Source organism: uncultured Phyllobacterium sp. (assembly GCF_902479695.1).
GTDB classification, from domain to species: Bacteria; Pseudomonadota; Alphaproteobacteria; order Rhizobiales; family Rhizobiaceae; genus Phyllobacterium; species Phyllobacterium calauticae.
On record NZ_CABSQF010000007.1, the window covers coordinates 65527 to 90571 of the forward strand.

General features: G+C 60.1%; 23 protein-coding genes. 6 read left to right on the forward strand and 17 right to left on the reverse strand.

Annotated elements, in window-relative coordinates; all coding sequences use genetic code 11:
• Positions 1-21: 21 nt before the first annotated feature.
• From RDL77_RS06395 to speB, 5 genes are all read right to left on the reverse strand, one after another.
• Positions 22-1110, reverse strand: a complete 1089-nt coding sequence (locus RDL77_RS06395) for a PotD/PotF family extracellular solute-binding protein (protein ID WP_226904731.1) — start codon at positions 1108-1110, stop codon at positions 22-24.
• Between the two features lie 68 nt (positions 1111-1178).
• A complete protein-coding gene (locus tag RDL77_RS06400) occupies positions 1179-1826 on the reverse strand; it encodes an amino acid ABC transporter permease (RefSeq protein ID WP_223614855.1) in 648 nt (215 codons plus the stop codon).
• Positions 1823-2491, reverse strand: coding sequence for an amino acid ABC transporter permease (locus RDL77_RS06405; RefSeq protein ID WP_223614856.1), 669 nt, complete (start codon positions 2489-2491; stop codon positions 1823-1825). The genes RDL77_RS06400 and RDL77_RS06405 overlap by 4 nt, the downstream gene beginning before the upstream one ends.
• 3 nt (positions 2492-2494) lie before the next feature.
• On the reverse strand, positions 2495-3304 hold the full coding sequence (locus RDL77_RS06410) for a transporter substrate-binding domain-containing protein (RefSeq protein WP_223614857.1): 810 nt from the start codon (positions 3302-3304) through the stop codon (positions 2495-2497).
• 75 nt (positions 3305-3379) lie between these two features.
• Entirely contained in the window at positions 3380-4444 is a 1065-nt protein-coding gene (gene speB / locus RDL77_RS06415; RefSeq protein ID WP_288192220.1) for an agmatinase, read from the reverse strand.
• Between the two features lie 223 nt (positions 4445-4667).
• Between speB and RDL77_RS06420 the strand changes: the two genes are divergently transcribed.
• Both RDL77_RS06420 and RDL77_RS06425 read left to right on the forward strand, forming a co-directional pair.
• Positions 4668-5714 (forward strand): LysR substrate-binding domain-containing protein, encoded by a 1047-nt coding sequence (locus tag RDL77_RS06420; protein ID WP_288192221.1) that lies wholly within the window; start codon positions 4668-4670, stop codon positions 5712-5714.
• Between the two features lie 11 nt (positions 5715-5725).
• Positions 5726-6901 carry an aminotransferase gene (locus RDL77_RS06425; RefSeq protein WP_288192222.1) on the forward strand — a complete coding sequence of 392 codons (1176 nt, stop codon included), beginning with the start codon at positions 5726-5728 and terminating at the stop codon, positions 6899-6901.
• 39 nt (positions 6902-6940) lie between these two features.
• On the opposite strand, the gene ggt is transcribed toward RDL77_RS06425, so the two are convergent.
• Positions 6941-8617 (reverse strand): gamma-glutamyltransferase, encoded by a 1677-nt coding sequence (gene ggt / locus RDL77_RS06430; RefSeq protein ID WP_374042676.1) that lies wholly within the window; start codon positions 8615-8617, stop codon positions 6941-6943.
• Between the two features lie 218 nt (positions 8618-8835).
• Between ggt and soxR the strand changes: the two genes are divergently transcribed.
• Positions 8836-9306, forward strand: coding sequence for a redox-sensitive transcriptional activator SoxR (soxR, locus tag RDL77_RS06435; RefSeq protein WP_223614862.1), 471 nt, complete (start codon positions 8836-8838; stop codon positions 9304-9306).
• Positions 9307-9364: 58 nt separating this feature from the next.
• On the opposite strand, the gene RDL77_RS06440 is transcribed toward soxR, so the two are convergent.
• From RDL77_RS06440 to RDL77_RS06465, 6 genes are all read right to left on the reverse strand, one after another.
• Entirely contained in the window at positions 9365-10504 is a 1140-nt protein-coding gene (locus tag RDL77_RS06440) for a Gfo/Idh/MocA family protein (protein ID WP_288192223.1), read from the reverse strand.
• 14 nt (positions 10505-10518) lie between these two features.
• Positions 10519-11265 carry a sugar phosphate isomerase/epimerase gene (locus tag RDL77_RS06445; RefSeq protein ID WP_288192224.1) on the reverse strand — a complete coding sequence of 249 codons (747 nt, stop codon included), beginning with the start codon at positions 11263-11265 and terminating at the stop codon, positions 10519-10521.
• Positions 11266-11287: 22 nt separating this feature from the next.
• A complete protein-coding gene (locus RDL77_RS06450) occupies positions 11288-12388 on the reverse strand; it encodes an ABC transporter ATP-binding protein (protein WP_288192225.1) in 1101 nt (366 codons plus the stop codon).
• A gap of 50 nt (positions 12389-12438) precedes the next feature.
• Entirely contained in the window at positions 12439-13335 is an 897-nt protein-coding gene (locus tag RDL77_RS06455; RefSeq protein WP_374042677.1) for a carbohydrate ABC transporter permease, read from the reverse strand.
• Between the two features lie 2 nt (positions 13336-13337).
• Positions 13338-14231, reverse strand: a complete 894-nt coding sequence (locus RDL77_RS06460) for a carbohydrate ABC transporter permease (RefSeq protein WP_223614867.1) — start codon at positions 14229-14231, stop codon at positions 13338-13340.
• Between the two features lie 75 nt (positions 14232-14306).
• The gene (locus tag RDL77_RS06465; RefSeq protein ID WP_288192227.1) at positions 14307-15551 is read right to left on the reverse strand and encodes an ABC transporter substrate-binding protein; all 1245 of its coding nucleotides are present in this window, start codon (positions 15549-15551) and stop codon (positions 14307-14309) included.
• 350 nt (positions 15552-15901) lie between these two features.
• On the opposite strand from RDL77_RS06465, the gene RDL77_RS06470 reads away from it, so the two are divergent.
• A complete protein-coding gene (locus RDL77_RS06470; protein ID WP_223614869.1) occupies positions 15902-16948 on the forward strand; it encodes a LacI family transcriptional regulator in 1047 nt (348 codons plus the stop codon).
• A 12-nt stretch (positions 16949-16960) separates the two neighbouring features.
• Here the strand turns inward: RDL77_RS06470 and RDL77_RS06475 are convergent, their stop codons facing one another.
• From RDL77_RS06475 to RDL77_RS06495, 5 genes are read right to left on the reverse strand one after another with little or no spacing between them, the layout of a single operon-like run.
• Complete coding sequence (locus tag RDL77_RS06475) at positions 16961-17728, reverse strand: SDR family NAD(P)-dependent oxidoreductase (RefSeq protein ID WP_288192228.1); 768 nt, start codon at positions 17726-17728, stop codon at positions 16961-16963.
• A 34-nt stretch (positions 17729-17762) separates the two neighbouring features.
• The gene (locus RDL77_RS06480; RefSeq protein ID WP_288192229.1) at positions 17763-18620 is read right to left on the reverse strand and encodes a PCC domain-containing protein; all 858 of its coding nucleotides are present in this window, start codon (positions 18618-18620) and stop codon (positions 17763-17765) included.
• Positions 18613-19416 carry an SDR family NAD(P)-dependent oxidoreductase gene (locus RDL77_RS06485; protein WP_288192230.1) on the reverse strand — a complete coding sequence of 268 codons (804 nt, stop codon included), beginning with the start codon at positions 19414-19416 and terminating at the stop codon, positions 18613-18615. Before RDL77_RS06485 ends, RDL77_RS06480 begins: the two co-directional genes overlap by 8 nt.
• Positions 19416-21317 (reverse strand): TRAP transporter large permease subunit, encoded by a 1902-nt coding sequence (locus RDL77_RS06490; protein ID WP_288192231.1) that lies wholly within the window; start codon positions 21315-21317, stop codon positions 19416-19418. Before RDL77_RS06490 ends, RDL77_RS06485 begins: the two co-directional genes overlap by 1 nt.
• Before the next feature lie 11 nt (positions 21318-21328).
• Complete coding sequence (locus RDL77_RS06495; RefSeq protein WP_288192232.1) at positions 21329-22345, reverse strand: TRAP transporter substrate-binding protein; 1017 nt, start codon at positions 22343-22345, stop codon at positions 21329-21331.
• A gap of 225 nt (positions 22346-22570) precedes the next feature.
• On the opposite strand from RDL77_RS06495, the gene RDL77_RS06500 reads away from it, so the two are divergent.
• Together RDL77_RS06500 and RDL77_RS06505 are read left to right on the forward strand one after the other, a co-directional pair.
• Positions 22571-23440, forward strand: coding sequence for an IclR family transcriptional regulator (locus RDL77_RS06500; protein WP_374042672.1), 870 nt, complete (start codon positions 22571-22573; stop codon positions 23438-23440).
• A complete protein-coding gene (locus tag RDL77_RS06505; protein WP_288192233.1) occupies positions 23437-25044 on the forward strand; it encodes an acyl-CoA synthetase in 1608 nt (535 codons plus the stop codon). Before RDL77_RS06500 ends, RDL77_RS06505 begins: the two co-directional genes overlap by 4 nt.
• The last annotated feature ends 1 nt before the right edge of the window (position 25045 follow it).

Consider the following 25045-nt stretch of genomic DNA (forward strand, 5'->3'; position numbering starts at 1 on the left):
CGCAACCGGCGGCAAACGCGATCAGCCAACGATCAGCTCGGTCCATTTCTGGTTGAGGAAGTCGGCCTTGGTCGTCAGCAGGTCGTAGCGCGGCAGGATAGGTTCGATGTCCGACGATACAGCCGCGAACTCCTTTTCATTCAGGTCGAGCAGTTCGCGCTTGACCGTCGGAGCCGTCCCCACCTTGCGGGACAGGGTCGCCTGAATGGCTGGCTGGCTCATGTAATCGATGAAGATATGCGCTTCGTCGATCTTCTTTGATGCGCGCGACACCGCCCAGCAGCCTGAATCCTGGACGCCGCCTTCCTTCGGGAAGGTGGAGCGGACAGGATGCCCCTCAGACGCTGCCAGGCCGGTAACGTCATGATAATACTGGCCCATCGGGATTTCACCTGATTTCAGCGCCTGTTCGAACTGCGCTTCGTCGCGGTACCACAGCCGGACATTCGGCTTCACTTCGGCCAGCTTGTCGAAGACCTTGAGGATACCTTCCTCCGTATCGAGGGCATTGGTGCCGCCGAAGAAGGTTTTTGCCGTCACTTCCAGAAGGAACGAGTTGGAAACGAGGGCAAGCAGGCCGAGTTTGTCGGCGTTTGCGGGATCCCAGAAGGCCTGCCAGGATGTCGGCGCTTCCTTGTAGACATCGGTATTGGTCACGAGCGTGATATACCATGCGACAGCGCCGATACCGGCGATGCGCCCATCGGGATATTTGTTGATGAAACGGTCGAGCAGGTTCTTCGCGTTCGGCAGTTTCGCCGTGTCAAGCGGCGTCCAGAGTTCGGTCGACTGGCCCTTGATCATGGCAACCTGCGACATCATTGAAATATCGGCGGGGGCAGCCCCGGCCTTGGCAGCCTGTTCAAGCTGAACCAGCCATGCTTCGCCCGTCGGTTCCGCGACGGATTCAACGGCAATGCCGGTTGCCTTGGTGAATTCGGGGAAAATGTTCTTGTCGAACGAATTCTTGAAGTAGCCGCCATAGACGCCGATTTTCAGGGACTTGTCCTGCGCGCGCAGCACGGACGGCATGGCAAGCATTGCGGTGCCCAAAGCCCCGGCAGCCAGCACGGTACGCCGGTTGACGGCTGTTTTGATAATTGTATCCATAGTCCGATCTCCTTCTTGTTGGCCAGTTTCTGGCTGATTCCCACTCTTTTACCAACACTGCGCGCGCTCTAGCGCTGTGCGGTACGAAGTTCCAGTTTCTTAGTGTAGCGCGTCAGCGGATAGCACAGAACAAAATAGATCAATGCCACCAGCCCGTAGACGGTGAAAGGTTCGAAAGTTGCATTGTTGATGGCGTTCGAAGTCCTGACCAGTTCCTCAAATCCGATGATCGACGTCAAAGCCGTGCTCTTGATCAGCTGCACGAGAAAACCGACTGTCGGTGCCCGTGTGATGGCAAAGGCCTGCGGCAGGATGACCAGCCGCAACTGCGCGAAATAATGCAGGCCAAGACTGCTGCCGGCGTCCCACTGTCCGTCTGGCAGCGATTGCACGCCGCCCCGCCAGATTTCGGCAAGGAACGCACTGGCGCAGAGCGTCAGACCCAGCACCGCGGCCGTCCAGGCTTCGATGCGGAAGCCGAGCAGCGGCAGGCCGAAGAACAGCAGAAACAGCTGCATCAGCAGCGGTGTTCCCTGAAACAGGCCGATGTAATATTGGGCGCCGCGCCGCAACCAGTTGCGTTTCGAGATGCGTGCCAGGAGGATAGCCACGCCGACGATGGCACCACCGGTGAAAGCAACGATGGAAAGCAATACTGTCCAGCGGGCCGCCAGCAGCAGATTGCGTGCTATGTCCCAGAAGGTGAATTCGATCATGCCATGCCTCCGGCAATCGATCGGCGTCCGGCCGCATAGAGCAGCCTGCGCAGGGCGATACTGAGCCCGAGATAGACCAGGGTCACGATGAAATAGGTTTCGAAAGCGCGGAAGGTGCGCGCCTGAAGCATGTCGGCCTCGTAGGTCAACTCCCGCACGGCGATCTGCGAAACCACGGCGGATTCCAGCATCATGATAACGATCTGGCTGGTCAGGGCAGGGAAGATAACCTTCAACGCCTGAGGCAGTATGATCTTGATGAAGATGATCCTCGGGCGAAGGCCAAGCGCCTTCGCCGCTTCGGTCTGTCCCTTGTGAACGGCATCCAGCCCGGCGCCAACGATTTCCGTGCTGTAGGCCGCCATGTTCAGGGTCATGGCAAGGATCGCTGCCGCCACGGGATCAAGGCGGATGCCGAGGCGCGGCAGGCCGAAAAAGATGAAGAACAGCTGCACCAGAAACGGTGTGTTGCGGATGAGCTCGACGTATCCGGCAACCAGCTTGCGCAGGATCGCATGGCGGCTGCGGCGCCCGATGGCACCGAAGATGCTGAGCAATGTGCCAGCGACTGAGGTCACGACGATTAGAAAGACCGTCATGGCCGCACCGCTGGCAATCATGCCGAGCGCATCGTTCAACCAGCCGAAATCGAGCGCATAACCCACAGGTCAATCCTTGAGATTGGCAGGATTGAGCGGTGTCTTCAGCCAGGCCTCGGAACTCTTGTTGAGCGAGCCATCCGCCAGCATCTTCGCGACGGCATCGTTGACAGCCTGCTTGAGACGGTCTTCTTTCTTGTTCAGGGCAATATGCGAGGGAGACGTCAGAAGCTGGAATTTCTGTTCCGGTGCAAGGGCTTCCTGCCGCGCGAGCACCTGTGCGCCCACGTCGTTGCCCACCACCATGAGCTGCGTCTGGCCGGAGATGAAGGCCTGGATGACGGCGTTGTAATTGTCGAAGCGCTTCACATCGGCCGAAGCCGGTGCCGCCGCAGTCAGGGATGTGTCTTCCAGCGTGCCGCGATTGACGGCAATGCTCTTTCCGGCAAGATCGTCCTTGTTCTTGATCTCAAGCGCCTTCGGCCCGATCACCGCGATGTAGTACGGCGCGTAAGGCGCAGCGAAATCGAGAACCTGTTCGCGTTCCTTGCTGTAGCCGACGCTCATCAGCAGGTCGACGCGATGTTCCGTAAGGTAGGGAATGCGGTTCTGGCCGGTAACGCTGACAGTCTTGAGCTTGACCTTCAATGCGTCGGCAAGAGCCTGTGCCACGTCGATATCATAACCCTTCAGGGTCATGTCGGCGCTTGCCGACGAGAAAGGCGGGAAGTCGGCAAAGACACCGACATTGATAACGCCGGCTTTGGTGATGTCGTCGATGGCGTCGGCGCGCGCCGCTGTTGCCGACATGGCGATGGTTGCACCACCCAGCAGCAGAAGCGCGGCAAAGGATGATTTGAGCGTGGTTTTGAATGTCATGGCAGTCCCCTTCTTGTTATTATGTGACGGTGCGGAATGGTATCGCCGCACCGTTTGTTGGTCTGTTGATGCGTGTCAGCCGCGATTTCCTGCAACGAACGGGCTGAACACCATCAGGCTCAGGATTTCGAACAGCACCTGTGCGCCCGCATGGGCGGTGTTGGTGGTCGCGTCATATTGCGGTGCCACTTCCACCACGTCGCCGCCCACCAAGTTGATGCCCTTGAGGCCGCGGATCAGTTCGAGCACTTCGCGGGTGGTCAGGCCGCCCACCTCGGGCGTACCGGTGCCCGGCGCAAAGCTCGGATCGACGCTGTCGATGTCGAACGACAGATAGGTCGGACCGTCGCCGACGATCTTGCGGGCCTTCTCGATGATGGCGGGCATGCCAAGGCCGGTTACCTCTTCCGCATGGATGACGGTCATGCCGGATTCGTACGAGAATTCCCACAGATATTCCGCCGAGCCGCGAATGCCGATCTGGACCGTGCGGGTCGGATCGAGCACCCCGTCGAGTACCGCATTGCGGAATGGCCCGCCATGATGGAACTTCGTCTGGTCGAAGGCGCCGCCCGTATCGCAGTGGGCATCGATGTGGATCATGCCGACCGGACGCTTCTTGCCGACGGCCTTGAGAATCGGATGGCTGATCGAATGATCGCCGCCGACGGCAAGCGGCACCACGCCGGCGTCGACGATCTGGTTGAACCGGCGCTCGATATCGTCATGGCTCTGTTCCAGCCGGTAGCGGCTGGCAAAGGGAACGTCGCCGATATCGGCAACGCGCAGGTCAAAAACGGGCGCGCAGCCGAGCACATGATTATAGGGTCCGATGCGTTCGATGGTGCGCACGGCGCGCGGACCGAAGCGCGAGCCGGGACGGTTGGTCACGCCAAGGTCCATCGGGACGCCGACAATGGCCACCTGCAGATTGCCGAAATCCGGTGTCGCTGCATCGACCGGCATATAGGGCGCGGTGAGGAACGTCGGAATGCCCGCATAGGGTGCAAGCCGCGTGCCGCTCTTGGAGAAAATCTTGTCCGCAACCTTGCGGAAGGTTGGATCAAACAGCTCGCCGCCATGGCTTTCGCCATATTTGGCCCGAAGATCGCTCAGCTTCTTCTCATCCCATGATGTCATGACACTATCCCGTTCTCTGAAAGCTCGGGGGAAACGCGGGAGGGATTGCCCTTGCTAGGGTTGTCCGATGTGATCCGCTTCTGTCAGTTCCCCTGGGCTTTTCGCCTTCGTTGGCCACATTATCGATGCAAAGGCGATGGAAAAGCAATTGACATTGTTGTAGGGATTAGTGTGAGAAAATCTCACATGACAAATCCGAATTTGATGTCTATTGGAGTCTCTCATGACGCTTGGCCGGTTGCCTCCATTGAATCCCCTGCGCGCCTTCGAAGCGACGGCGCGGCACGGTTCCGTGACCGCCGCTGCCCGCGAACTCAACGTGACCCACGGTGCCATCAGCCACCAGATCAAGGCATTGGAAACAACGCTCGATGTGCAACTGTTCGAGCGCGGTGCGCAGCGGCTGAAACTGACGGCGCAGGGCGCGCTGCTGCTGCCGACCATTTCCAAGGCATTCGAGGATATTGCGACGGCGACGGCCCTGATGAAGCGCCCTACGACCAAAGGCGAATTGACGGTGACCTGCGTGCCGGCACTTCTGTCGCTCTGGCTCATTCCCCGCATGAACCAGTTCACCGAACAATATCCCGATATCCGGCTGACACTGATTGCCACCAATGAGGCGCATCATCTCCAGTCGCCGGATGTGGATGTCTGCGTGCTCTATGGCGATGGCAAATGGTCGGACTGCTGGTCGCGTTTGTGGAGTACGCTGAAGCTCTTTCCGGTGGCCAGCCCGACGCTGCTCAACAGCCGCCCCCTGCGCTCGGTCCGCGACCTGCGCAACCATGTGCTCCTGCATGGCGATGACGGGCGCGAATGGAACACCTGGCTGGCAGCAGCCGATGCCACGGATCTTGCGCGCGGTGCCCAGCATTTCATGAGCGATGCGCGGCTCTCGACGGAGGCTGCGCTTTACGGGCAGGGCGTTTCGCTTGGCGATACGATCACGGCAAGCAACCTGATCGCCAAGGGTGAACTCATCGTTCCTTTCGACCTGACTGTGCCCGCCAATGACGCATTCCATGTCGCCTGCCGCAACGAGGTGCGCAATGCGCCCATCGTCAAGGTTTTCATCGACTGGTTCTTCGCGTCGCTGGAAACCGATACCATCACGGAACCGCAGACCTCGGCCCGCCGGATCATCCGACGGCGCAATGGCAAGATCAGTGCGCCCGAGCGTGTGGCGGCGCCGCCATCCATTCCCACAACACGAGCCAAAAGGCCTGACCGCACGCAGAAACGGCGTGCCAAGGCCGATACCCGATAGGACGATCATCCATGACTGCTGCTGTGCTGAACCCGCTCGTCACCCGCCTGTCTCCCCCGCCTATTCCGGCCGTGCAGGCCTGGGGCCGGGCCTATGCCGGCGGACATGGCCCCTTGATCGATCTGTCGCAGGCGGTTCCCGGCTATCCGCCGCATCCGGACATGCTGCGCTGGCTGGGCGAGGCGGCGTCTTCTGTCGCCTATGCCAATTACGGGCCGATCGAGGGCGAAACGGTTCTGCGCGATGCCTATGCCGCGCATGTGTCGGTGCTTTATGGCGCTGGAATCAGCGGCCGGAACATCCACATTACATCAGGCTGCAACCAGGCCTTCATCTGCGCCGCCATGGTCGTGGCCGCCGCGGGTGAAACGGTGCTTGTCACCGATCCCTTTTATTTCAACCATGAAACCACGCTGTCGATGCTCGGTATCAAGACGGGGTTTGTCGCCTGCGGTGCGGCAGACGGTTTCGTGCCGACAGTGGAGGCGGTGGAAAAAGCGCTGGTGCCGGGCGTGCGTGCCCTGGCGCTGGTCACCCCGAACAATCCGACCGGCGCGGTGTATTCGCCCGACCGGCTCCGCGCAATTTTCGAGGTTTGCAGCAAGCATGGCATCTGGCTCATTCTGGATGAAACCTACCGCGACTTTCTCGCCGATGGCGCTGGCGCACCGCATGGTCTTTTCAATGAAAGCGGCTGGGAAGACAACCTCATCCAGCTCTACAGCTTTTCCAAATCCTTCTGCATTCCGGGACACCGGCTGGGGGCGGTAACAGCGGGTGAAACCGTTGTCACGGAAATTGCCAAGATCATGGACAATCTGCAGATCTGCGCGCCGCGCGCACCGCAGATTGCCGTAGCGCATGCGCTTCCCGCATTGAGCGACTGGCGCGCCGCCAACCGGCTGGAAATCGAGACCCGCGCCCAGGCCCTGCGTGAGACCATGTCCGGTCTTGGCGGCTGGAAGCTCGAAGCCGTCGGTGCCTACTTCGCGTTTGTCCGCCACCCCTTCCCGGACAAGACCTCGGTCGAAGTGGCCGAGCAATTGGCCAGACAGGCGGGCATACTGGCCATTCCCGGTGAATATTTCGGCGCCGGACACACGCAGTTCCTGCGCTTTGCCTTTGCCAATGCAGATGCCGCAACTATTCGGCAGCTGCGTGGCCGCATGGTCGATTTCAGCATCTGACAGCAGGGGCTGGCAACATCGTTGCCAGCCCCTGGGGTTTCAGTAGCCCTTTGCTTCGCCTGAGCTGGCGCGGCTGTCGATGGCGCCGTTATAACGCGCGCCGTCACCCTTTTCGATATCGGAAAGGCTCGCGCCGCCGACGAGGATGCCTGCGGCCTGGCCCCAGATCGACCAATCCTTGTCGATCTGGACAGTGTGGCCCATATCGCTCAACACCTTGCGCGTATCTGCCGAGAGGGCATAGGGCTCCATGTAGACCTTGTCCGGCAGCCACTGATGATGGACGCGCGGCGCGTCAATGGCTTCCTGGATGTTCATGCCATGATCGATGACGTTGAGGATCGCTTCCAGCGTGATGGTGATGATGCGCGAACCGCCGGGGCTGCCGATCACCATGAACGGCTTGCCGTCCTTGGAAATGATCGTCGGGCTCATCGAGGAGAGCGGCGTCTTCTTCGGCGCGATGGCGTTGGCTTCGCCCTGTACCAGCCCATACAGATTGGGAACGCCGGGCTTGGAGGTGAAGTCGTCCATTTCATTGTTGAGAAGCACGCCGGTTCCAGGCGCAACGACACCCGCGCCGAAGGAGCCGTTCAACGTATAGGTGACGGCAACCGCATTGCCTTCATCGTCGATGATGGAATAGTGCGTGGTTTCATGGCTCTCGCCGAGGCCTTTCGGCATCAGCTCTTTCGACACACCGGCCTTGAACGGGCTGATCTTCTCGCGAATTTCCTTGGCATAGGCCTTGTCGAGCAATTTTGAGACTGGATTGTTGACGAAATCCGGATCACCAAGCGCTGAGTTGCGGTCGATATAGGCGTAGCGCATGGCCTCGACCATGGCATGCACGGTTTCGGCGGAGCCGTAGCCGAGATAGGACAGCGGATAGCCTTCGAGCACGTTGAGGATTTCGCAGATGATGACGCCGCCGGAGCTGGGTGGTGGTGACGACACGATGTCATATCCGCGATAATTGCACTTCACCGGCTCCAGCTCGCGCACCGAATACTGCTCGAAATCCTGCTTGGTCAGAATGCCGCCCTTGTCCTGGCTGGCTTTCGCAATGGCGTCGGCAGTGGCGCCCTTGTAGAAGGAATCAGGCCCCTTGTCGGAAATGCCGGACAGCGTCGCGGCAAGATCGGTCTGGACGAGTGTTTCACCAATCGCGTAGGGCTTGCCATCGGGCTTCAGAAAAATTGCTGCAGCAGCCGGATCCTTGGCAAGCCTCTTATTGCCGGCTTTGAACGAATTGATATCGCCCTGAACCAACTGGAAACCATCCCGCGCAAGACGGATCGCCGGTCCCAGCAGTTCCTCGCGTTTTTTGGTGCCGTATTTCTCACGCGCCAGTTCAAATCCCGCAACGGTTCCCGGCACGCCAACCGCCAGATACCCGTCGAGGCTCAAACCTTTGACGATATTGCTCTTGTCATCGAGATACATGGTTTTGGTGGATGCCAGCGGAGCGCGCTCGCGAAAATCGAGGAAGGTGGTCTTGCCATCCTTGAGGCGGACGGTCATGAATCCGCCCCCGCCAATATTGCCTGCCGTAGGATAAAGCACGGCAAGTGCATAACCGACCGCTACCGCGGCGTCCACGGCATTGCCGCCATTTTTCAGAACGTCAACGCCGACTTCCGTTGCCAGATGCTGGGCTGACACGACCATGCCATGCTCGGCCTTTGCCGGTTCAGGCGATGCCGCAAAGGCCATGCCGAGAGGGATCGTGCTCAAGGCGAGGGAAACGGTGAAAGAAACCACCGTTGTGAAACGGGTCTGCATACTTTTCCTCCTGCTGGCAATATTGGGAACAGCTAGAGGAACCTCTCCCGCATGTGATGTCCAGTATGAAAGCGACTTGTACGCAAGTTTTACAAAGTTTGCGGAGGCCGCTATAAACCTGAAGTAATGTTAAGGTATGGGTTGAGCGGATGACAATCAAACCGGGTGAGCGGCACAGGCAGTTGACGGTGGGGGAAGTGGCGGCACGCAGCGGCGTGGCGGTTTCGACGCTGCATTTCTACGAGAGCAAGGGCCTTATCCACAGCGAACGCAACCGTGGCAACCAGCGCCGCTACTCGCGCGAGGTTCTGCGGCGTGTTGCCATCATCAAGGTGGCGCAACGGACGGGAATACCACTGGCATCGATTGCCGAAGCCCTGTCGACCCTGCCGCAGGGACGAGCACCGACGCCCGCGGACTGGCGGCGGCTCTCGGCAGGCTGGAAGGCGGATCTGGATGATCGGATCAACAAACTGATCGGCCTGCGCGATCAGTTGAACTGCTGTATTGGGTGTGGTTGCCTGTCAATGCAGGAATGCCCCTTGCGCAACCCCTGGGATGAGCTGTCGGAGCAGGGACCGGGGCCGCGATTGCTCGATCCAGCACCAAGCGCCGATTAAAGCACGGGCCAGGCCCCTCTGCCGCACGGGGCAGAGGGGGTGAACAGCCTTGGGAGGCTTATTTCTTCCTCAGCAGGGATTTGGCTTCCTTGATCCCAAGTGCTTCGGGGCGGGTACAGCTGGTCTTGATGTCGATGAACTTCCTTTCTTCGCCGGAGCGCAGGATCGAAACCATGACATCGACACCGTGCAGCGCCCGGTCGATGGAGCAGCGGATATCGCGGCCCTCGAGAATCGCTGCCGCCATGTCGGCAAGTCCGGCCGTGCGGTAATTGGCCATCATGCCGACGGAATGCTTCTGGTTGGGAATGCCGAAAGGATGCGCCCAGCTTTTCAGTGATTTCGCCTTCTTGCCCGGCTTGGCCAGTTTGACATCGCCGCCGAAGAAATTCGGATCGGGCAGGAACAGCGAGCCATCCGTGCCGTAGAGCTCCATGTTCGGATGATGATGCGCCCAGACATCCCAGCTCGCCGACAGGGTGATGGACGCGCCGCTGGCAAATTCAAGCAGGGCCTGAATGGTGGTCGGTGTCGTCACCTCGATGGTTTGACCCCGGCGCGGTTCGCTGGTGATGGTGCGGGTCGGTGTAGCCATCGATGTCAGGGCGGCCACCCGCTTCACCGGTCCGATCAGGTTGACCAGATTGGCAACGTAATAGGGGCCAAGGTCAAGGATCGGGCCGCCGCCTGGACGGAAGAAGAAGTCCGGATTGGGATGCCAGTGCTCCATGCCGTGGCTCATGACGTGGGCGGTTCCCGATGTGATCGTGCCGATCTGGCCGTCATCCACCGCTTTGCGCGCCAGCTGGTGCGCGCCGCCCAGATAGGTGTCCGGCGCGCAGCCGGCTTTCAACCCCTTCTTGTTGGCGAGTTTCTGCAACTCAAGGCCATCCTTGAGCGACAGGGTCAGCGGCTTCTCCGAATAGAGATGCTTGCCGGCCGACAGGATCTGGTGCGAGACGGCAAAGTGCGCATCCGGCACCGTCAGGTTGACGATAAGGTCGATGTCATCGCTTGCAAGCAGCTTGTCGATGCTGCGTGCCTCGATGCCGAATTCCTTGGCGCGCGCTTCCGCCGCCTTCTTGTTGAGGTCAGCGACGGCACGGATTTCGATGCCCTTGAACAGGGGCCCGAGCCTCAGATAGGTGGCGGAGATATTGCCGGCACCGATGATGCCAATACCAAGTGTTTTTGCCATGATGCTGTCTTTCTTCAGAATGCCTTGACCGTGGCGATGGAACGGCGGGCAAACCGTTCGTCATCCGACGGGTTGTCGTGTTCCATGACGAAATACCGGGCCGGTGTGCCCTTCAGCGCTGTAAAGAGTGCTTTCCAGTCGACCGTGCCGTAACCGACATCCGCCCAGCCGTCTTCATTGGTGTTTTCGCCAGCCGGTGCGATGTCCTTGACGTGAACGGCGCTGATGCGGGAGCCGTAATCCCCGATCCACCGGAACGGGTCCGCGCCGCCGCGGATGATCCAGGCGATGTCCGCCTCCCAGGAAATACTCGGCGCAGCATCGAGGATAAGCTTCTGCGGGATCGAGCCGTCAGGCAGTGCCTTGAACTCGAAATCATGGTTGTGCCAGCCAAAGAGATACCCTGCCTTGCTGTAGGTGGCATGCGCCGCTTCGAGCCGCTTGCCGAAATCCGACCAGCCGGACGCATCTGAAGGGCGTTGCTCGACGGCCAGATGCGGGCAGTAGATGGCTTTCATGCCCAGCGTTCCGGCAATATCGAGCACCTTGTTCGGCTCTTTCTCCAGAAGGTCGATGCTGAAATGGCCTGATGCCATGGTGAGGCCATGGGCGTCGAGCGCGGCCCGGGTTGCCGCCGCATCCGCGTAAAGCCCGCCATAGCCTTCCACCTGCGCATAACCATTCTTCTGCAGGATCGGAAGAATTCTATCGAGCGGGGGAAAGTTGCGGGAACTGTAGAGCTGGTAGGAAAAGTCGGTCACGGTCAGTACTCCATAAGGTTTGTCAGATGCGGTCTTCAGTCTGGGAGTCAAAAAGCGAGGCGAGGGCTGGATCGAAGGTGAGGTGCACGGTTTCGCCGTTCTGGTAGCGGCGGCCGGAATCCACGCGCACCGACACGGCTTTGCCGGCGACTTTCAGCCAGACAAGGCTGTCGGCGCCCATGGGCTCGTCGAGATCGACGATCGCTTTGCATGAGCGGCCTGCCGGGCCGGGCTGATCGCCGAGTGTGATGTGCTCGGGACGGAAGCCGAAAATGACGGACCGCCCGATCTGCAAGGATTCCTGTGCCGCGTAGTTTTCCAGGGAGATATCGAGGTCGGCGATGCGGAAGACGGGTTTGCCATCTTTCTCTGCAATCTCGCCCTTGAGGAAATTCATCGACGGCGAACCGATGAAACTGGCGACGAACAGGTTGCGCGGCTTGTTGTAGATGGTGAGCGGTTCGTCCAGCTGCTGGATCAATCCGCCCTTCATGACGGCGATACGGTCCGCCAGCGTCAGGGCCTCGATCTGGTCGTGGGTCACGTAAATCATGGTATTGGCGAGCTTCTGGTGCAGGCGCTTGATCTCGACACGCAGCTCCGAGCGCAGCTTGGCATCCAGATTGGACAGGGGCTCGTCGAACAGGAATACGTCGACGTCGCGCACCAAGGCGCGGCCGATGGCGACGCGCTGGCGCTGGCCGCCGGAAAGCGCGCCGGGCTTGCGTTGCAGAAGCGGCCCGATCTGCAGAATATCAGCCGCATTGGCGATCCGCTTGTCGATCTCCGCCTTGGGCAGGCCCGCTACCCGCAAGCCGAAGGAAAGGTTTTTCTCGACCGTCATCTGCGGATAGAGCGCATAGGACTGGAACACCATGCCGATGCCGCGATCTTTCGGCTCCTTCCACGTGACGTTCCTGTCCTTGATGAAAATCTGCCCGTCCGAGATCTCAAGCAATCCAGCGATGCAGTTGAGCAAGGTCGATTTTCCGCAGCCCGATGGTCCGAGCAGCACGAGAAACTCGCCATCGGCCACGTCGATATTGAGCTCCTTGAGCACGCTCACCGAACCGTAGTTGAGCGAAAGATCCTTGATCGAAACGCTGGGGCTCTGCTGGGTCATACCGATCCGCTCCCGTGAAACTGTTGTAGAAAGATTGGCTGCATGCGCGATCATCCTTTGACGGCGCCAGCGGCAATGCCCCTGACGAAATATTTGCCTGAGAAGAAGTAGACGAGCAGCGGCACCAGGCCGGTGAGGATGGTGGCTGCCATGTTGACGTTGTATTCCTTGACGCCCTGCGTCGAGTTGACGATGTTGTTGAGTTGCACCGTCATCGGCACGTTTTTCGTGCCGGCAAAGACGACACCGAAGAGGAAGTCATTCCAGATGCCGGTGACCTGCAGGATGATCGCGACGACGAAGATCGGCGCGGACATCGGCACCATGATCTGGAAAAAGATGCGCCAGAAACCCGCCCCGTCGACGCGGGCCGCCTTGAAGAGTTCCGCCGGCAGCGAAGCGAAGTAGTTGCGGAACAGCAGGGTCAGGATCGGCATGCCGAAGATGGTATGGATCACGATGACGCCGGTCAGCGTTCCGAAGATGCCGAGATTGCGGGTGATGATCACGAGCGGGTAAAGCATCACCTGATAGGGAATGAAGGCGCCGAACAGGAGGATGCTGAAAAACACCTCCGAACCCTTGAAGCGCCAGTTGGCCAGGGCATAGCCATTGACCGATGCGATGAGGATCGAGGCGACGACGCTCGGTATGGTGATCTTCACCGAGTTCATGAACCCGACCTTCAGGCCCTCGCAGTAGAGGCCGGTACAGGCGCTGTCCCAGGCCGTGCTCCACGACTGGAAGGTGATTTCCACGGGCGGCGAGAAGATATTGCCGAGACGGATTTCCGGCATGCCCTTCAGCGAGGTGACGATCATCACGTAGAGCGGCAGCAGGTAGTAGATCGCGGCCACCAGCAGGACGCCATAGATCATGATTGTCGACGGCGCGAAGGTCGTCGTGGGACGTTTGCCGCGCGGTTCGGCGGCGGTCTGGCTTGCCATGGTCATTTGCGTTTGCCCTCGCGGAATTCCATCAAAGCCCAGGGAATGAGGACGATGAGAACGGTGGTCAGCATGATGGTGGACGCGGCAAGGCCCTGTCCGAGATTGGCGCGGCGGAACATGAATTCGTAGACATATTTGGCCGGTACTTCGCTGGCATTGCCGGGGCCGCCATCGGTCAGGGCGACGACGAGGTCGTAGACACGGACAATACCGGCGGCGATCAGGACAATGGTGGTGATGAAGACGGGGCGCATCATCGGAATGATGATGAAGAGATAGGTTTTCCAGATCGGGATGCCGTCAACCCGCGCGGCCTTCCAGATTTCCTCGTCGATGTTGCGCAGGCCTGCCAGCATCAGCGCCATGACAAGGCCGGTACCGTGCCAGAGGCCGGCAATGACGATGGCATAAATGGCATAACGCTGGTCGTTCAGGATCGAGAAGGTGAAGTTTTCAAAGCCGAGATCCCGTACCACCTTCTGGATGCCGTAGGTCGGCGTGAGTATCCATTGCCAGACCAGCCCCGTGACAATGAACGAGAGGGCATAGGGATAGAGAAAGATGGTGCGGAACGTGTTCTCGAAACGGATTTTCTGGTCCATCAGCGCCGCGAGAATGAAGCCGATGACTGATGAAAAGAACAGCAGGAAGACGCCGAAGATCGCAAGGTTGACAGCGGAGATATTCCAGCGCGGCGTGTTGAAGAGGCGGGTATACTGGTCGAAACCGACGAATGTCAGTTCCGGCAATGCCCGCGACGCGGTGAAGGAATAAACGACAGTCCACAGCGTGCAGCCGATGAAGACCACCAGAACGGTTGCAATCATCGGCAGGGCCGCAACCTTGGCGTTCAGGTTCTTGAACAATGTGTTGGGACGCGCGGTGGAACTCATGGCGTTCTCCGTCAGCTCTCCGCACGGCCGCCAATCGCTTGCGCGACCGGCGGGGTGCCTGGAGGAAGGTCGGTTCTACTGGGCTTGCTTGATGATAGCGACGAAGCGCGCCTGCGCATCATCGACGGACATGTGGGCGTCGGCGAAGAACTCCTTGGTCAAATCCTCGATCTGCCCCTTGGTGTCCGCGGTCAGGTTCTGGTTCAGCGACGGCAGGATGTTTTCCGGCTTTTTCAGAATCTCGATGCCTTTTTTCATGCAGGCATTGGCGGCTTCCAGATCGACATCGCCGCGCACCGGCAGCGAGCCTTTGGCCAGATTGAAGGCAACCTGCGTTTCCTTGGAAAGAAGCAGGCTCGCCAGCTTCAGCTGCGCCTTGGTCACCTCGGGGTTCTGGTTCTTGGGGAAGTAGAAGGCATCGCCGCCCGTATCGAGAATGGCGTTGCCGCCCAGCCCGGGCAGGCAGTCATAATCGGTTCCGGCAACTTTCTTGGCTACACCAAATTCTCCCTGCGCCCAGTCGCCCATCACCTGTGCCCCGGCCTTGCCGGTCATGACGAGCGTGGTTGCCTCATTCCAGGAGCGGCCGACATAGCCGGGATCGACCAGGCTGCGGGCCTGTGCGAAAGCTTCCCACACCGCCTTCATTTCGGGACTGGCGGCGGCTTCGGCATTCTTGTCCTGATAGACCTTCAGGAACAGGTCCTTGCCGCCGAGCGAGGGTAGCATGACGTTGAAAATGCCGGTCACCTGCCAGGCATCGCCGGTGGCGAGCGGGATGATACCCTTTTCCTTCAGCTTGGGCGCCGCCGCAACAAATTCCTGCCAGTTCGCCGGAGCGGGCAGGCCCGCATCCTTGAAGGTGTTGGGATTGATCCACATCCACTGCCAGGAATGGATGTTGACCGGCACGCAATAAATCTTGCCGTCATGTTTGCAGGCATCGAGCAGTTTTGCCGGGCGGATGAAATCGGCCCAGCCTTCCTTGGCTGCAAGTTCCGAGAGGTCGGTCATCATTCCGGCCTTGACCAGGTCTTCCGCATCGCGGCCCGTATTGAGCTGGGTTGCGCCCATCGGGTTGCCGCCCAGGATGCGGCTGACGATGATCGGGGTTGCCGTCGAGCCGCTGCCGGCAATGGCGCCGTCAACCCATTTGTCGCCGCCCTGTTTGTCAAAGGATTCCGCAAGGACCCTGGCCGCAGCCGCTTCGCCGCCCGAAGTCCACCAATGGGTGACTTCAAGGTCCACGGCGCCGGCCATGCCGGTCGTCCATAACAATGTGGATGCAGCCAAAATGGCCAGGGATGTCCGGTAACGCATCGTATCCTCCCAAATCTGAAACGTTACAGGTACGGTAATTGAAAACTTTGAATGAGGCAATCAGGCGCATCCGATTTTTTTCGATCATCGACATAATCCACAGGACTGATAAATATATGCAATAAAAACAAATCATTATGCTGCTCTTGGTTAGATATATGCTCTCTGGATTTCCGACGTTTTCTAGAAATATGGGAGATATCAATCTAATCACTTGATCTAATAGGCATGGATGTTCCTTGAATTTTCCTGGAATCTGAAACGATACAGAAAGTTGCAGAAGGTATCTTGAAGATCGCTCTTCGCGGGTCCATACAGGAGGCGGGTTTTGGTTAACCGGTTGAATTGACATGAACGACAAGCAGCATCACCCTGATGACGGGGAAAAAGTGGCGGCTCTCGCGGACGGCGAGAGGCCGACGCTGAAAACCATCGCGTTCATGGCCGGGCTCGGGGTGACGACCGTTTCGCGCGCGCTCAAGGATGCGCCGGAAATCGGGCAGGCAACCAAGACCCGCGTGCAGCTGATCGCCAAGCAGATCGGCTACAGGCCCAACCGCGCGGGTGTGCGCCTGCGGACCGGCAAGACGAATGTGATCAGCCTGGTGCTCAATGCGCAGAGCGAGATCATGGGGCTTACCTCCAATCTCGTCTACGGTATTTCCGAAGTCCTGGCTGAAACGCCATACCATCTCATCGTGACGCCATACTCGCCCGAGAACGATCCGATGCAGCCCATCCGCTACATCATTGAAACCGGATCGGCTGACGGGATCATCATGTCCCAGACCCAGCCGTCGGATCCGCGCGTGCGTTATCTGACGGATCATCACTTTCCCTTCGCCACGCACGGGCGGACGCGAATGGGTATCGAGCATCCGTTCCACGATTTCGACAACGAAGCCTATGCCTATGCGGCAGTGAAAAGTCTGGTTGAGCGTGGCCGCCGCCGGATCGCCATGGTTGCCGGGCCCGGCCCGGCCCATACTTATTACTGGCATCTCGACGATGGTTTCAGGCGGGGCCTGCAGGAAAGCGGGGCAGTGCCCGTTATGCTCGACCATTGGAACGGCAGCATTTCATTGGACGATGTGCGCAACCGGACGGAAATGTTCATGCGCCAGCCCAATCCGCCGGATGGCATCATCTGCTGCACCGGCGGCCTGACCGTTGCTGTTGTCGCGGGTATCGAGGCAACGGGCATGAAACTCGGCCGGGACATCGATCTGGTGTCGAAGCAGACGACGCATTTCCTGCAATGGTTCCGCCCGGAAATCATCGTGTTCAACGAAGACGTGCGGCATGCCGGGCGCGAACTTGCCCGGGCCGTGTTGCGGCGCATCGAAGGAGCGGACCCGACGCAGTTGCAAAGCCTGAGCTACCCGGAGGCCGAGTAAGCCAGCGGTTTGCTAGCCGATGAGGCCACCGGCCGTGAAGCCGCCGTCGACGGCAAGCGTTTGGCCCGTCACATAGCTTGAACGGTTTTCGTCGAGAAGAAAGGCGATCGTGCTGGCGATTTCCTCCGGCTGGCCGTAACGCCGTTGCGGCACCGTTTTGCTCCAGCCCTCGCGTATTTCAGGCGTATGCACGGCGGCGGCCAGGGGTGTTTCAACCGGGCCGGGCGCAATGGCATTGACGCGGATGTGGTAGGGCGCAAGTTCGACCGCCATCACTTGGGTCAGATTGATGATCGCCCCCTTTGACGCGCCGTAGGCCGCCCGCCCGATATTGCCGCGCATGCCGGAGATCGAGGCGAGATTGACGATGGCGCCGCCGCCGCTCGCCGCCATGATGCGCGCACCGGCCTGCGTGACCAGAAATGTGCCGATGACGTTGATCTCATGAATCTGCCGGAACATGTCCGCCGTGGTATCGAAGAACGGCGTATCGCGGCCGATCCCCGCCGAACAGACAATCCCCCTGATCGGACCGAACCCTGCTTCCGTCTCCGCCATGAGTGCCCCGACCGCGTGCTCGTCGGTGACATCGACCTGGGCAAAGCGGATGCGGCCGGGATGGGCCTTGCCGAGGTCTGCCTTCACCGTTTCCTTCACGTCTCGATCAGCAACGACAATCTTCCAGCCGTCGCTGGCCAGGGCATGGACCGTCGCAAGGCCTATCCCCGATGCGCCGCCGGTGACAAGGGCGGTGCGCTCGCCGGTATCGAATGTCGTCATGACGTGGTCCTCTCTGTTGCGGAAGAAGAGGTGGTCAGGCCTCTTCCAGACACAGTTCAAAGGTGATGCAGACGGGATTGTCGCCGCGCACTAGATTGCCGCGGGTGATGCCGCCTCCGGTATCGACCATGGTGATCTCTATGCGGGTCCTGCTGGTATCTGCCAAAACAACCCCGCCGGTGATGAACACTTCCGTCGCGATATCCTCGACGCGACCGCCATCGGCGTATCGGGCGCCGATCAGGCTGCCGACGCCGCCACGCAGATGTGCCCCGGCAAAGCCATGCTTGCGGCAGATCGCTTCGAGCGCGCCGGTGATGTCTTCGTTCGGGCGGACACGGGCGATGATTGTCCGCGGACCGGCGTCATCGGCCGCAGGTGCGCTGACCGGCACGGGATGGAAAATGGTGAATGCCGTTTCCGCATCCGGCTCCGACACCATGCGGATGGTCTCGACGCCCCAGACCGTGGCGCGGATTGGCCGGCTGACGATTGTCTCGTGCGGCAGGATGTGGCCGGCGCAACGTCTGCCATCCGGCTCAATCCAGGTGGCGTGGCAATGGATGAAGGCTGCGCCGTCGCGCTCGCCGAACGTGACATTGCCCCGTTCCATCACGGTTTCGCCTGCCGGTGCGAAGGTATCGCTGTACCATGCCGCATGAAGGCCATCGGTCGAGAGTGCCGGCATGAGATAATGGAACGGAGCAAAAGCGCCGCCTTCGATGACAAGCGATGCGGCGCGCAGATTGGCGGCGGCAAGCGGGATGGCAATGGCGTCGTTGAGGCAGAGACCCGGCTGGAGCTCAAAGCTGAATGTACGCCCGGTGCCGACGACACTCTCGAACCGTTCCGCGGCCGCCGGGCCGGGTTGCTGCAACCGGCGCTCAGGCACCGACCACCGCCGAACAGCTCTGTCCGCCATCGACGGGCAGGCAGACACCGGTGATGAATTTTGCTTCGTCTGAGGCAAGAAAGACGGCGGCATTGGCCACATCGAACGCGCTGCCCATCTGCCCCAGCGGAACAAGGCGATTGCGTGCGGCGACCATCTCTTCGTTCGATGTGTAGTTGCCGGAAATCTGCTTGTAGATCAGCGGTGTATCGATCATGCCGGGCATGATGCAATTGGCGCGGATGCCATGCGGTGCGTATTGCAGGGCAAGCGCCACGGTCGCCTGATTGACCGCGCCCTTGGCCGCGTAATAGGCGAAATAGGGATAGCCGGTCCAGCGGATGGCTGCCAGCGAGGAAATGTTGACGATTGCCCCGGATTTGCGCGCCTTCATATGCGGCAGGACGGCCTTGGCGGTGCGGAACACCGAGCCGACATTGATATCGAGCGACATCCGGAATTTTTCATCATCGAGGTCTTCCGGTCCGCCCGCTGTGGCGACGCCGACATTGTTGTGCAGGATGTCGATCCGGCCATAGCGCTCGATCGTGGCGTTCACGGCTTCTGTAACGGAAGCGCTGCTGGTGACGTCCGACGTAACCGCCATGGCGGAAAAGCCCTCTGCCGCAATGATTGCTGCCGTTTCCTCGGCGGCTTCCTGTTGCAGGTCGATGCAAACGACGGTTGCACCTTCCCGGGCGTAGGCGACGGCGGCAGCCTTGCCGTTGCTCCATCTGGGGCCGGACGAGCCTGCCCCGAAAACCATGGCGATTTTATCTTTCAGTCGTTCAGTCATCAGAGGAAGCCAATCGAAATCCACGGGACGGCAGCCACGAGAATGATGCCGAGAATGAGGGCGGCGAGATAGCCCCAGATGGGCCGCATGCCCTCGTCGGGGTTGACCCGGCCAATGGCGCAGGCAGCATAATAGCCAACGCCGAAGGGTGGGGCGAAAAGGCCGATGCCCATCGAAAGGATCACGACCATAGCGTAGTGCACCTCGTGCACGCCGACCTGCCGGGCGATGGGAAACAGCAGCGGGCCGAAAAGCACGATGGCGGGTATGCCTTCAAGCACGCTGCCGAGAATGATGAACGCGACAATCGAAACGGCAAGGAATGTGATGGGACCGCCGGGCAGGCCCGTCATGGCGGCGGCAAGTTCGCGCGAGAAGCCGGACTGCGTCAATGCCCAGGCCATCCCGGTCGCAGCGCCGATGATCAGCAGGATGGCGCCGGAGAGCGAGGCGGTATCCACCAGCATCGGCTTCAGCCGTGCCCAGTCGAATTGCCTGTAGATGAAAAGCCCCGCCACGATGGAGTAGACAATGCCGATGGTCGATACTTCCGTTGCCGTCGCCACACCCTCGACCACCGAAGCACGGATGATGAAGGGAAGCGCCAGGGCGGGCAGGGCGATGACAAAAGCCCGACCGATCTGCCGTCCGGTGGCGCGGGTGACATGCGACAGGTCCTCATGACGGTAGCGCCGCCAGACGACGAAACACAGCATCACAGCCAGGACAACGCCGGGAAGCAAGCCGCCGGTGAACAGCGCCGCGATGGACACGCCGGTGACCGAGCCGATGGTGATGAGCACGAGGCTGGGCGGAATGGTTTCCGTCTGTGCGCCGGTGGCGGAGAGCAGGGCAACCAGATCGCCCGGCTTGGCGCCGCGTGCCTTCATTTCCGGGAAGAGCACCGGCGCGACGGCGGCCATGTCGGCGGCCTTGGCGCCCGATATGCCGGAGACCAGATACATCGCGCCGATCAGCACGTAGGACAGACCGCCACGCACATGCCCCAGGAGGCTCGCCAGGAACTGCACCATGGCGCGCGCCATGCCGGTCATTTCGATCAGCACGCCGAGAAACACGAAGAGCGGCACGGCGAGGAGAATGAGGTGCGACATGCCTTCGTCCATGCGTCCGATGACCACGATCATCGGCACATTCGTCGTCAGGGCGAGATAGCCGAACGTGGCAAGACCGAAGGAAAAGGCGATGGGAACGCCGCTGAGAACGAGGGCTGCGACGACGCCGACGAAGAAGATCAGCAGATTGATGTTGCCCAGCGGCTTCAGGGAAGGTCCGAGCAGCCAGAAGACAAGCGTCAGCACGCCGATAAGGGCTATCGCCGTCACGACATGCCGCAGGTTCGACACCTGAAAGAGTTTGATAAGCGCCGAGACGATCATCAGTCCGGCACCGACGGGCAATGCCGCCGCGCGCCATGCATTGGTTATCTCCAATGCGGGCGTGGTGATGTAGGTTTCTTCGTGGGCATAGTCGTAGGCGGGGTAGACGATGAGCAGGAGAAATGCCATTGCGCCAACAATGGCGATGACATCGAAAAATGCCCGGCGCTGCGGGTTCATCATGCCGACCAGCGCCGTCATGCGCATGTGCTCGCCGCGCCGGAACGCCACCACGGCACCCAGCATGGCGAGCCACAGGAACAGGATCGACGCGAGTTCATCCGACCAGATCAGCGGTTGATGCACGACATAGCGGGCGATGATGCCGGCAAACAGGATGACCACCTCGGCAACAACGAGGATTGCCACGGGAAACTCGACGAGATGGCCAAGCAGCCGGTCGAGTTTCGATGCGATGGAGTGGTCATTGCGGGGCGGGGGAGAAAGAATGCTTTCGCCCTCCGCCACCACGGCGCCTTCGGTCAGTCTGAGCCCTGCCATCGGGTGCGCCACTATGCCAGCTGGCCGACGACTTTTTCCAGAAGACCCCAGGCTTCCTCGCCATACTTGCCCTTCCATTCGGAATAGAAGCCTGCCTTGCGCAGGGCATCGCGGAAGGGCACGGGGTCCGGCGTGTTGAATTCAAGACCCTTGGTTTTCAGATCGGCCTGCAAGGTTTCGGTGAGCTTGGCCACGTCGTCGCGTTCGGCAAGACCGGCGGCGTTGATATGCTTGGCAACGACGGTTCTGATATCGTCGGGCAAGGCTTCCCAGGCGCGGCGGTTCGACAGGAACCAGAAGCCGTCCCACATATGGCTGGTCAGCGAGCAGTATTTCTGCACTTCATAGAGCTTGGCCGTCGAGATAATGGCGAGCGGGTTTTCCTGCCCCTCGACAACTTTGGTCTGCAGCGAGGAGTACACCTCGTTGAAGTTGATGCTGGCGGGTGATGACTGGAAAGCGGTGAACATCGATGTCCACAACGGGCTGACCGGAACACGGATCTTGAAGTTCTTCAGATCATCCGGTGTGGTAATCGGCTTGGTGCTCGACGTAATGTGGCGGAAGCCGTTGTCCCAGATCTTTTCCATTGCGACGAGATTGGATTTCTCGATCTGCTTGCGCACATGGGCGCCGAGATCGCCATCCATCGCCTTCCAGACGGTGGCGCTGTCGGGGAAGGCAAACCCGATACCGTTGATCGACGCGGCCGGAACGAGTGTCGACAGGATCAGGCCGGACAGTGTGAAGAATTCCACCGCGCCGGAACGCAGCTGGCTGAGCGTATCCGTATCGGAACCAAGCTGGCTCGACGGGAAGATCGACAGTTCGAAGCGTCCGCCGGTTTCCGCCTTGATCTTGTCGGCGGCTTCCTGCGCCCGGATGTTCATCGGATGAGACACCGGCAGGTTGTTGGCGTATTTATAGGAAAACTCGGCAGCATGGGCCGGACGCCGCATGATGAAGGGGCTGGCAACCAGCGTTGCAGCAGTGCCGGCCAGGACCTGGCGGCGTGACAGATTATTCATGTGATTTCCTCCCGAACAGCATGGCGCATTCCCCCGGAACTCATTGAACGAATGCAACCTCCATCGCATCGATTCAAATCATAGGTCCATATTATAGAATGCAATTCCTCCTTGAATTGGATAAAACCATAAACAAATACTGGTATCTTGCAATAATTTTTATGCCATAGTTCAATAGAACAACAAAATGATCCACAATATGGATCAAAATGCGTGTGGGAGAGCATGGAAGAAAAGATGACGGCACCGGCCAGTCTCAACGGGTCGCAAAGTGTCGACAGGGCACTGGGTCTTCTCAGTCTTGTCAGCTATTTCGGCGATCAGGGCGGATCGCTGAGCGAGATTGTCGAGCAGGGCGGCCTCAACAAGCCGACGACGCGGCGGCTGCTGCTTGCACTCATCCGCTCGGGGCTGGTCGAACAGGATGCGCAGACCCGGCGTTACTATCTCGGGCAGGAAGCCTATGTGCTGGGAACGCTTGCCACCCGCCGTTACGGCCTGCTGCAGATCACGCGCGACAGCCTCAGCATTCTCTCCGCCAAAACGCAGGATACCAGTTTTCTCTCCATTCAGCGCGAGACCTATGCGGTGTGCCTGCACCGGGAGGAAGGCACCTATCCCATCCGCACCCATGCGCTGCAGGCAGGGTACCGGCATCCTCTCGGCGTCGGCGGCGGTTCGCTGGCCATCCTTGCAACGATGCCGGATGACGAGATCGATATCATCCTGGCCGCCAACGAGGCGGTGCTGCTTGCCGATTACCCCAATCTTCCGCCGTGGCAGATCAGGGAGGATATCGCGGCAACGCGGGAACAGGGTTTTGCCCTCAACCCCGGGCGTATCCTGGCCAATTCCTGGGGTATTGGCCTTGCGATCCATTTTCCGGATGGGCGGGCCGCCGGCGCGTTGAGCATCGCGGCCATCGACAGCCGCATGCAGCCGGCACGTCAGCAGGAACTGGCGGAGCTGATGCGTATCGAAGTGAAGAAGATCGAGGCGCGGCTGGCCCATCTCCAGCCGCTCAATGATCGGCCGAAACGGGCTTCGGCGGCCGGTGTTAAATCCAGAGCAAGACCCGAACGGATGAAAGCATGAGCAGCACGGACACAGCCCTGATCACGGCCATGTCGAAACGCGTGATGAACCTGTCCGGTTTCCTGGCGCAGACCGCGCGCCGCCTGCCGGATGAAACAGGTTTTGTCTGGGGAGAGAAAAGCTGGAGCTGGGGCGAGCTGCAGCGGCGTGTCGATGCGATGGCTGCGGCACTGCACAGCGAATTCGGTGTCGTCAAGGGCGACCGCATTCTGATCCAGTCGCAGAACTGCAACCAGATGTTCGAATCGATGTTCGCCTGTTTCCAGCTGGGTGTCGTCTGGGTGCCGGCGAATTTCCGCCAGACACCGGATGAGGTCGCCTATCTCGCCAAGGCGAGCGGAGCCAAGGGCATGATCTGCGGTCACCTCTTCCCCGACCATGTCGCGGCAAGCCGGGACATGAACCCCGATCTCGCTTTCGTCATTGCCATCGGCAAGGCGGATTTCGGCGACGACTACGATGACATCGTCGCCCGCTTTGACGGCCGGAAAGTTGCAACCGCCGCCGTCGATCACGACGATCCCTGCTGGTTCTTCTTCACGTCAGGCACGACGGGCCGTCCCAAGGCTGCGGTTCTCACCCATGGCCAGATGGCGTTCGTCATCACCAATCATCTCTGCGATCTCATGCCCGGCACCACGGAAAAAGATGCTTCGCTGGTGGTTGCGCCGCTGTCGCATGGCGCGGGCATTCACCAACTGACCCAGGTGGCGCGCGGTGCGAAGACGATCCTGCTGCCGACGGAGAAGTTCGATGTTGCCGAAGCGTGGAGGCTGGTCGAGCGATGGCGCGTGAGCAATATGTTCACGGTGCCGACGATCCTGAAAATGCTGACGGAACACCCGTCGGTGCATGAGCGCGATCACTCCTCCCTGCGCTACGTGATCTATGCCGGTGCGCCCATGTACCGGACCGACCAGATTCATGCGTTGAAGACGCTTGGGCCGGTGCTCGTGCAGTATTTCGGTCTTGGCGAAGTAACCGGCAACATTACGGTCCTGCCGCCTGCCTATCATACGACGCAGGATGGTCCCGATGCACGGATCGGCACCTGCGGCTTTGCGCGGACCGGCATGCAGATCGCCATTCAGGACGATACCGGCCAAGAGGTCAATCCCGGCGAAACCGGCGAGATCTGCGTCATCGGGCCGGCCGTGTTTGCGGGTTATTACGACAACCCCGACGCCAATGCGAAAGCCTTTCGCGATGGCTGGTTCCGGACCGGCGATCTCGGCCACATGGACGAGGCGGGTTTCGTCTACATCACGGGCCGGGCGTCCGATATGTACATCTCCGGCGGTTCCAACGTTTATCCGCGCGAGATCGAGGAAAAGATACTCACCCATCCGGATATCGGCGAAGTGGCGGTGCTGGGCATTCCCGATCCGGTGTGGGGCGAGGTCGGGCTGGCGGTCTGTGTTGCACGATCCGGCAGCGCCCCCGATGGCGAGGCTGTCATGGCGTGGCTGAACGGCAAGATGGCGCGCTACAAGCTGCCGAAGCGTTTCGTCTTCTGGCCGGATATGCCCAAATCCGCCTATGGCAAGATCGCCAAGAAGCTCATCAGAGAAGAACTGATCCGGCGGGGGGAACTGGATAGCTAAG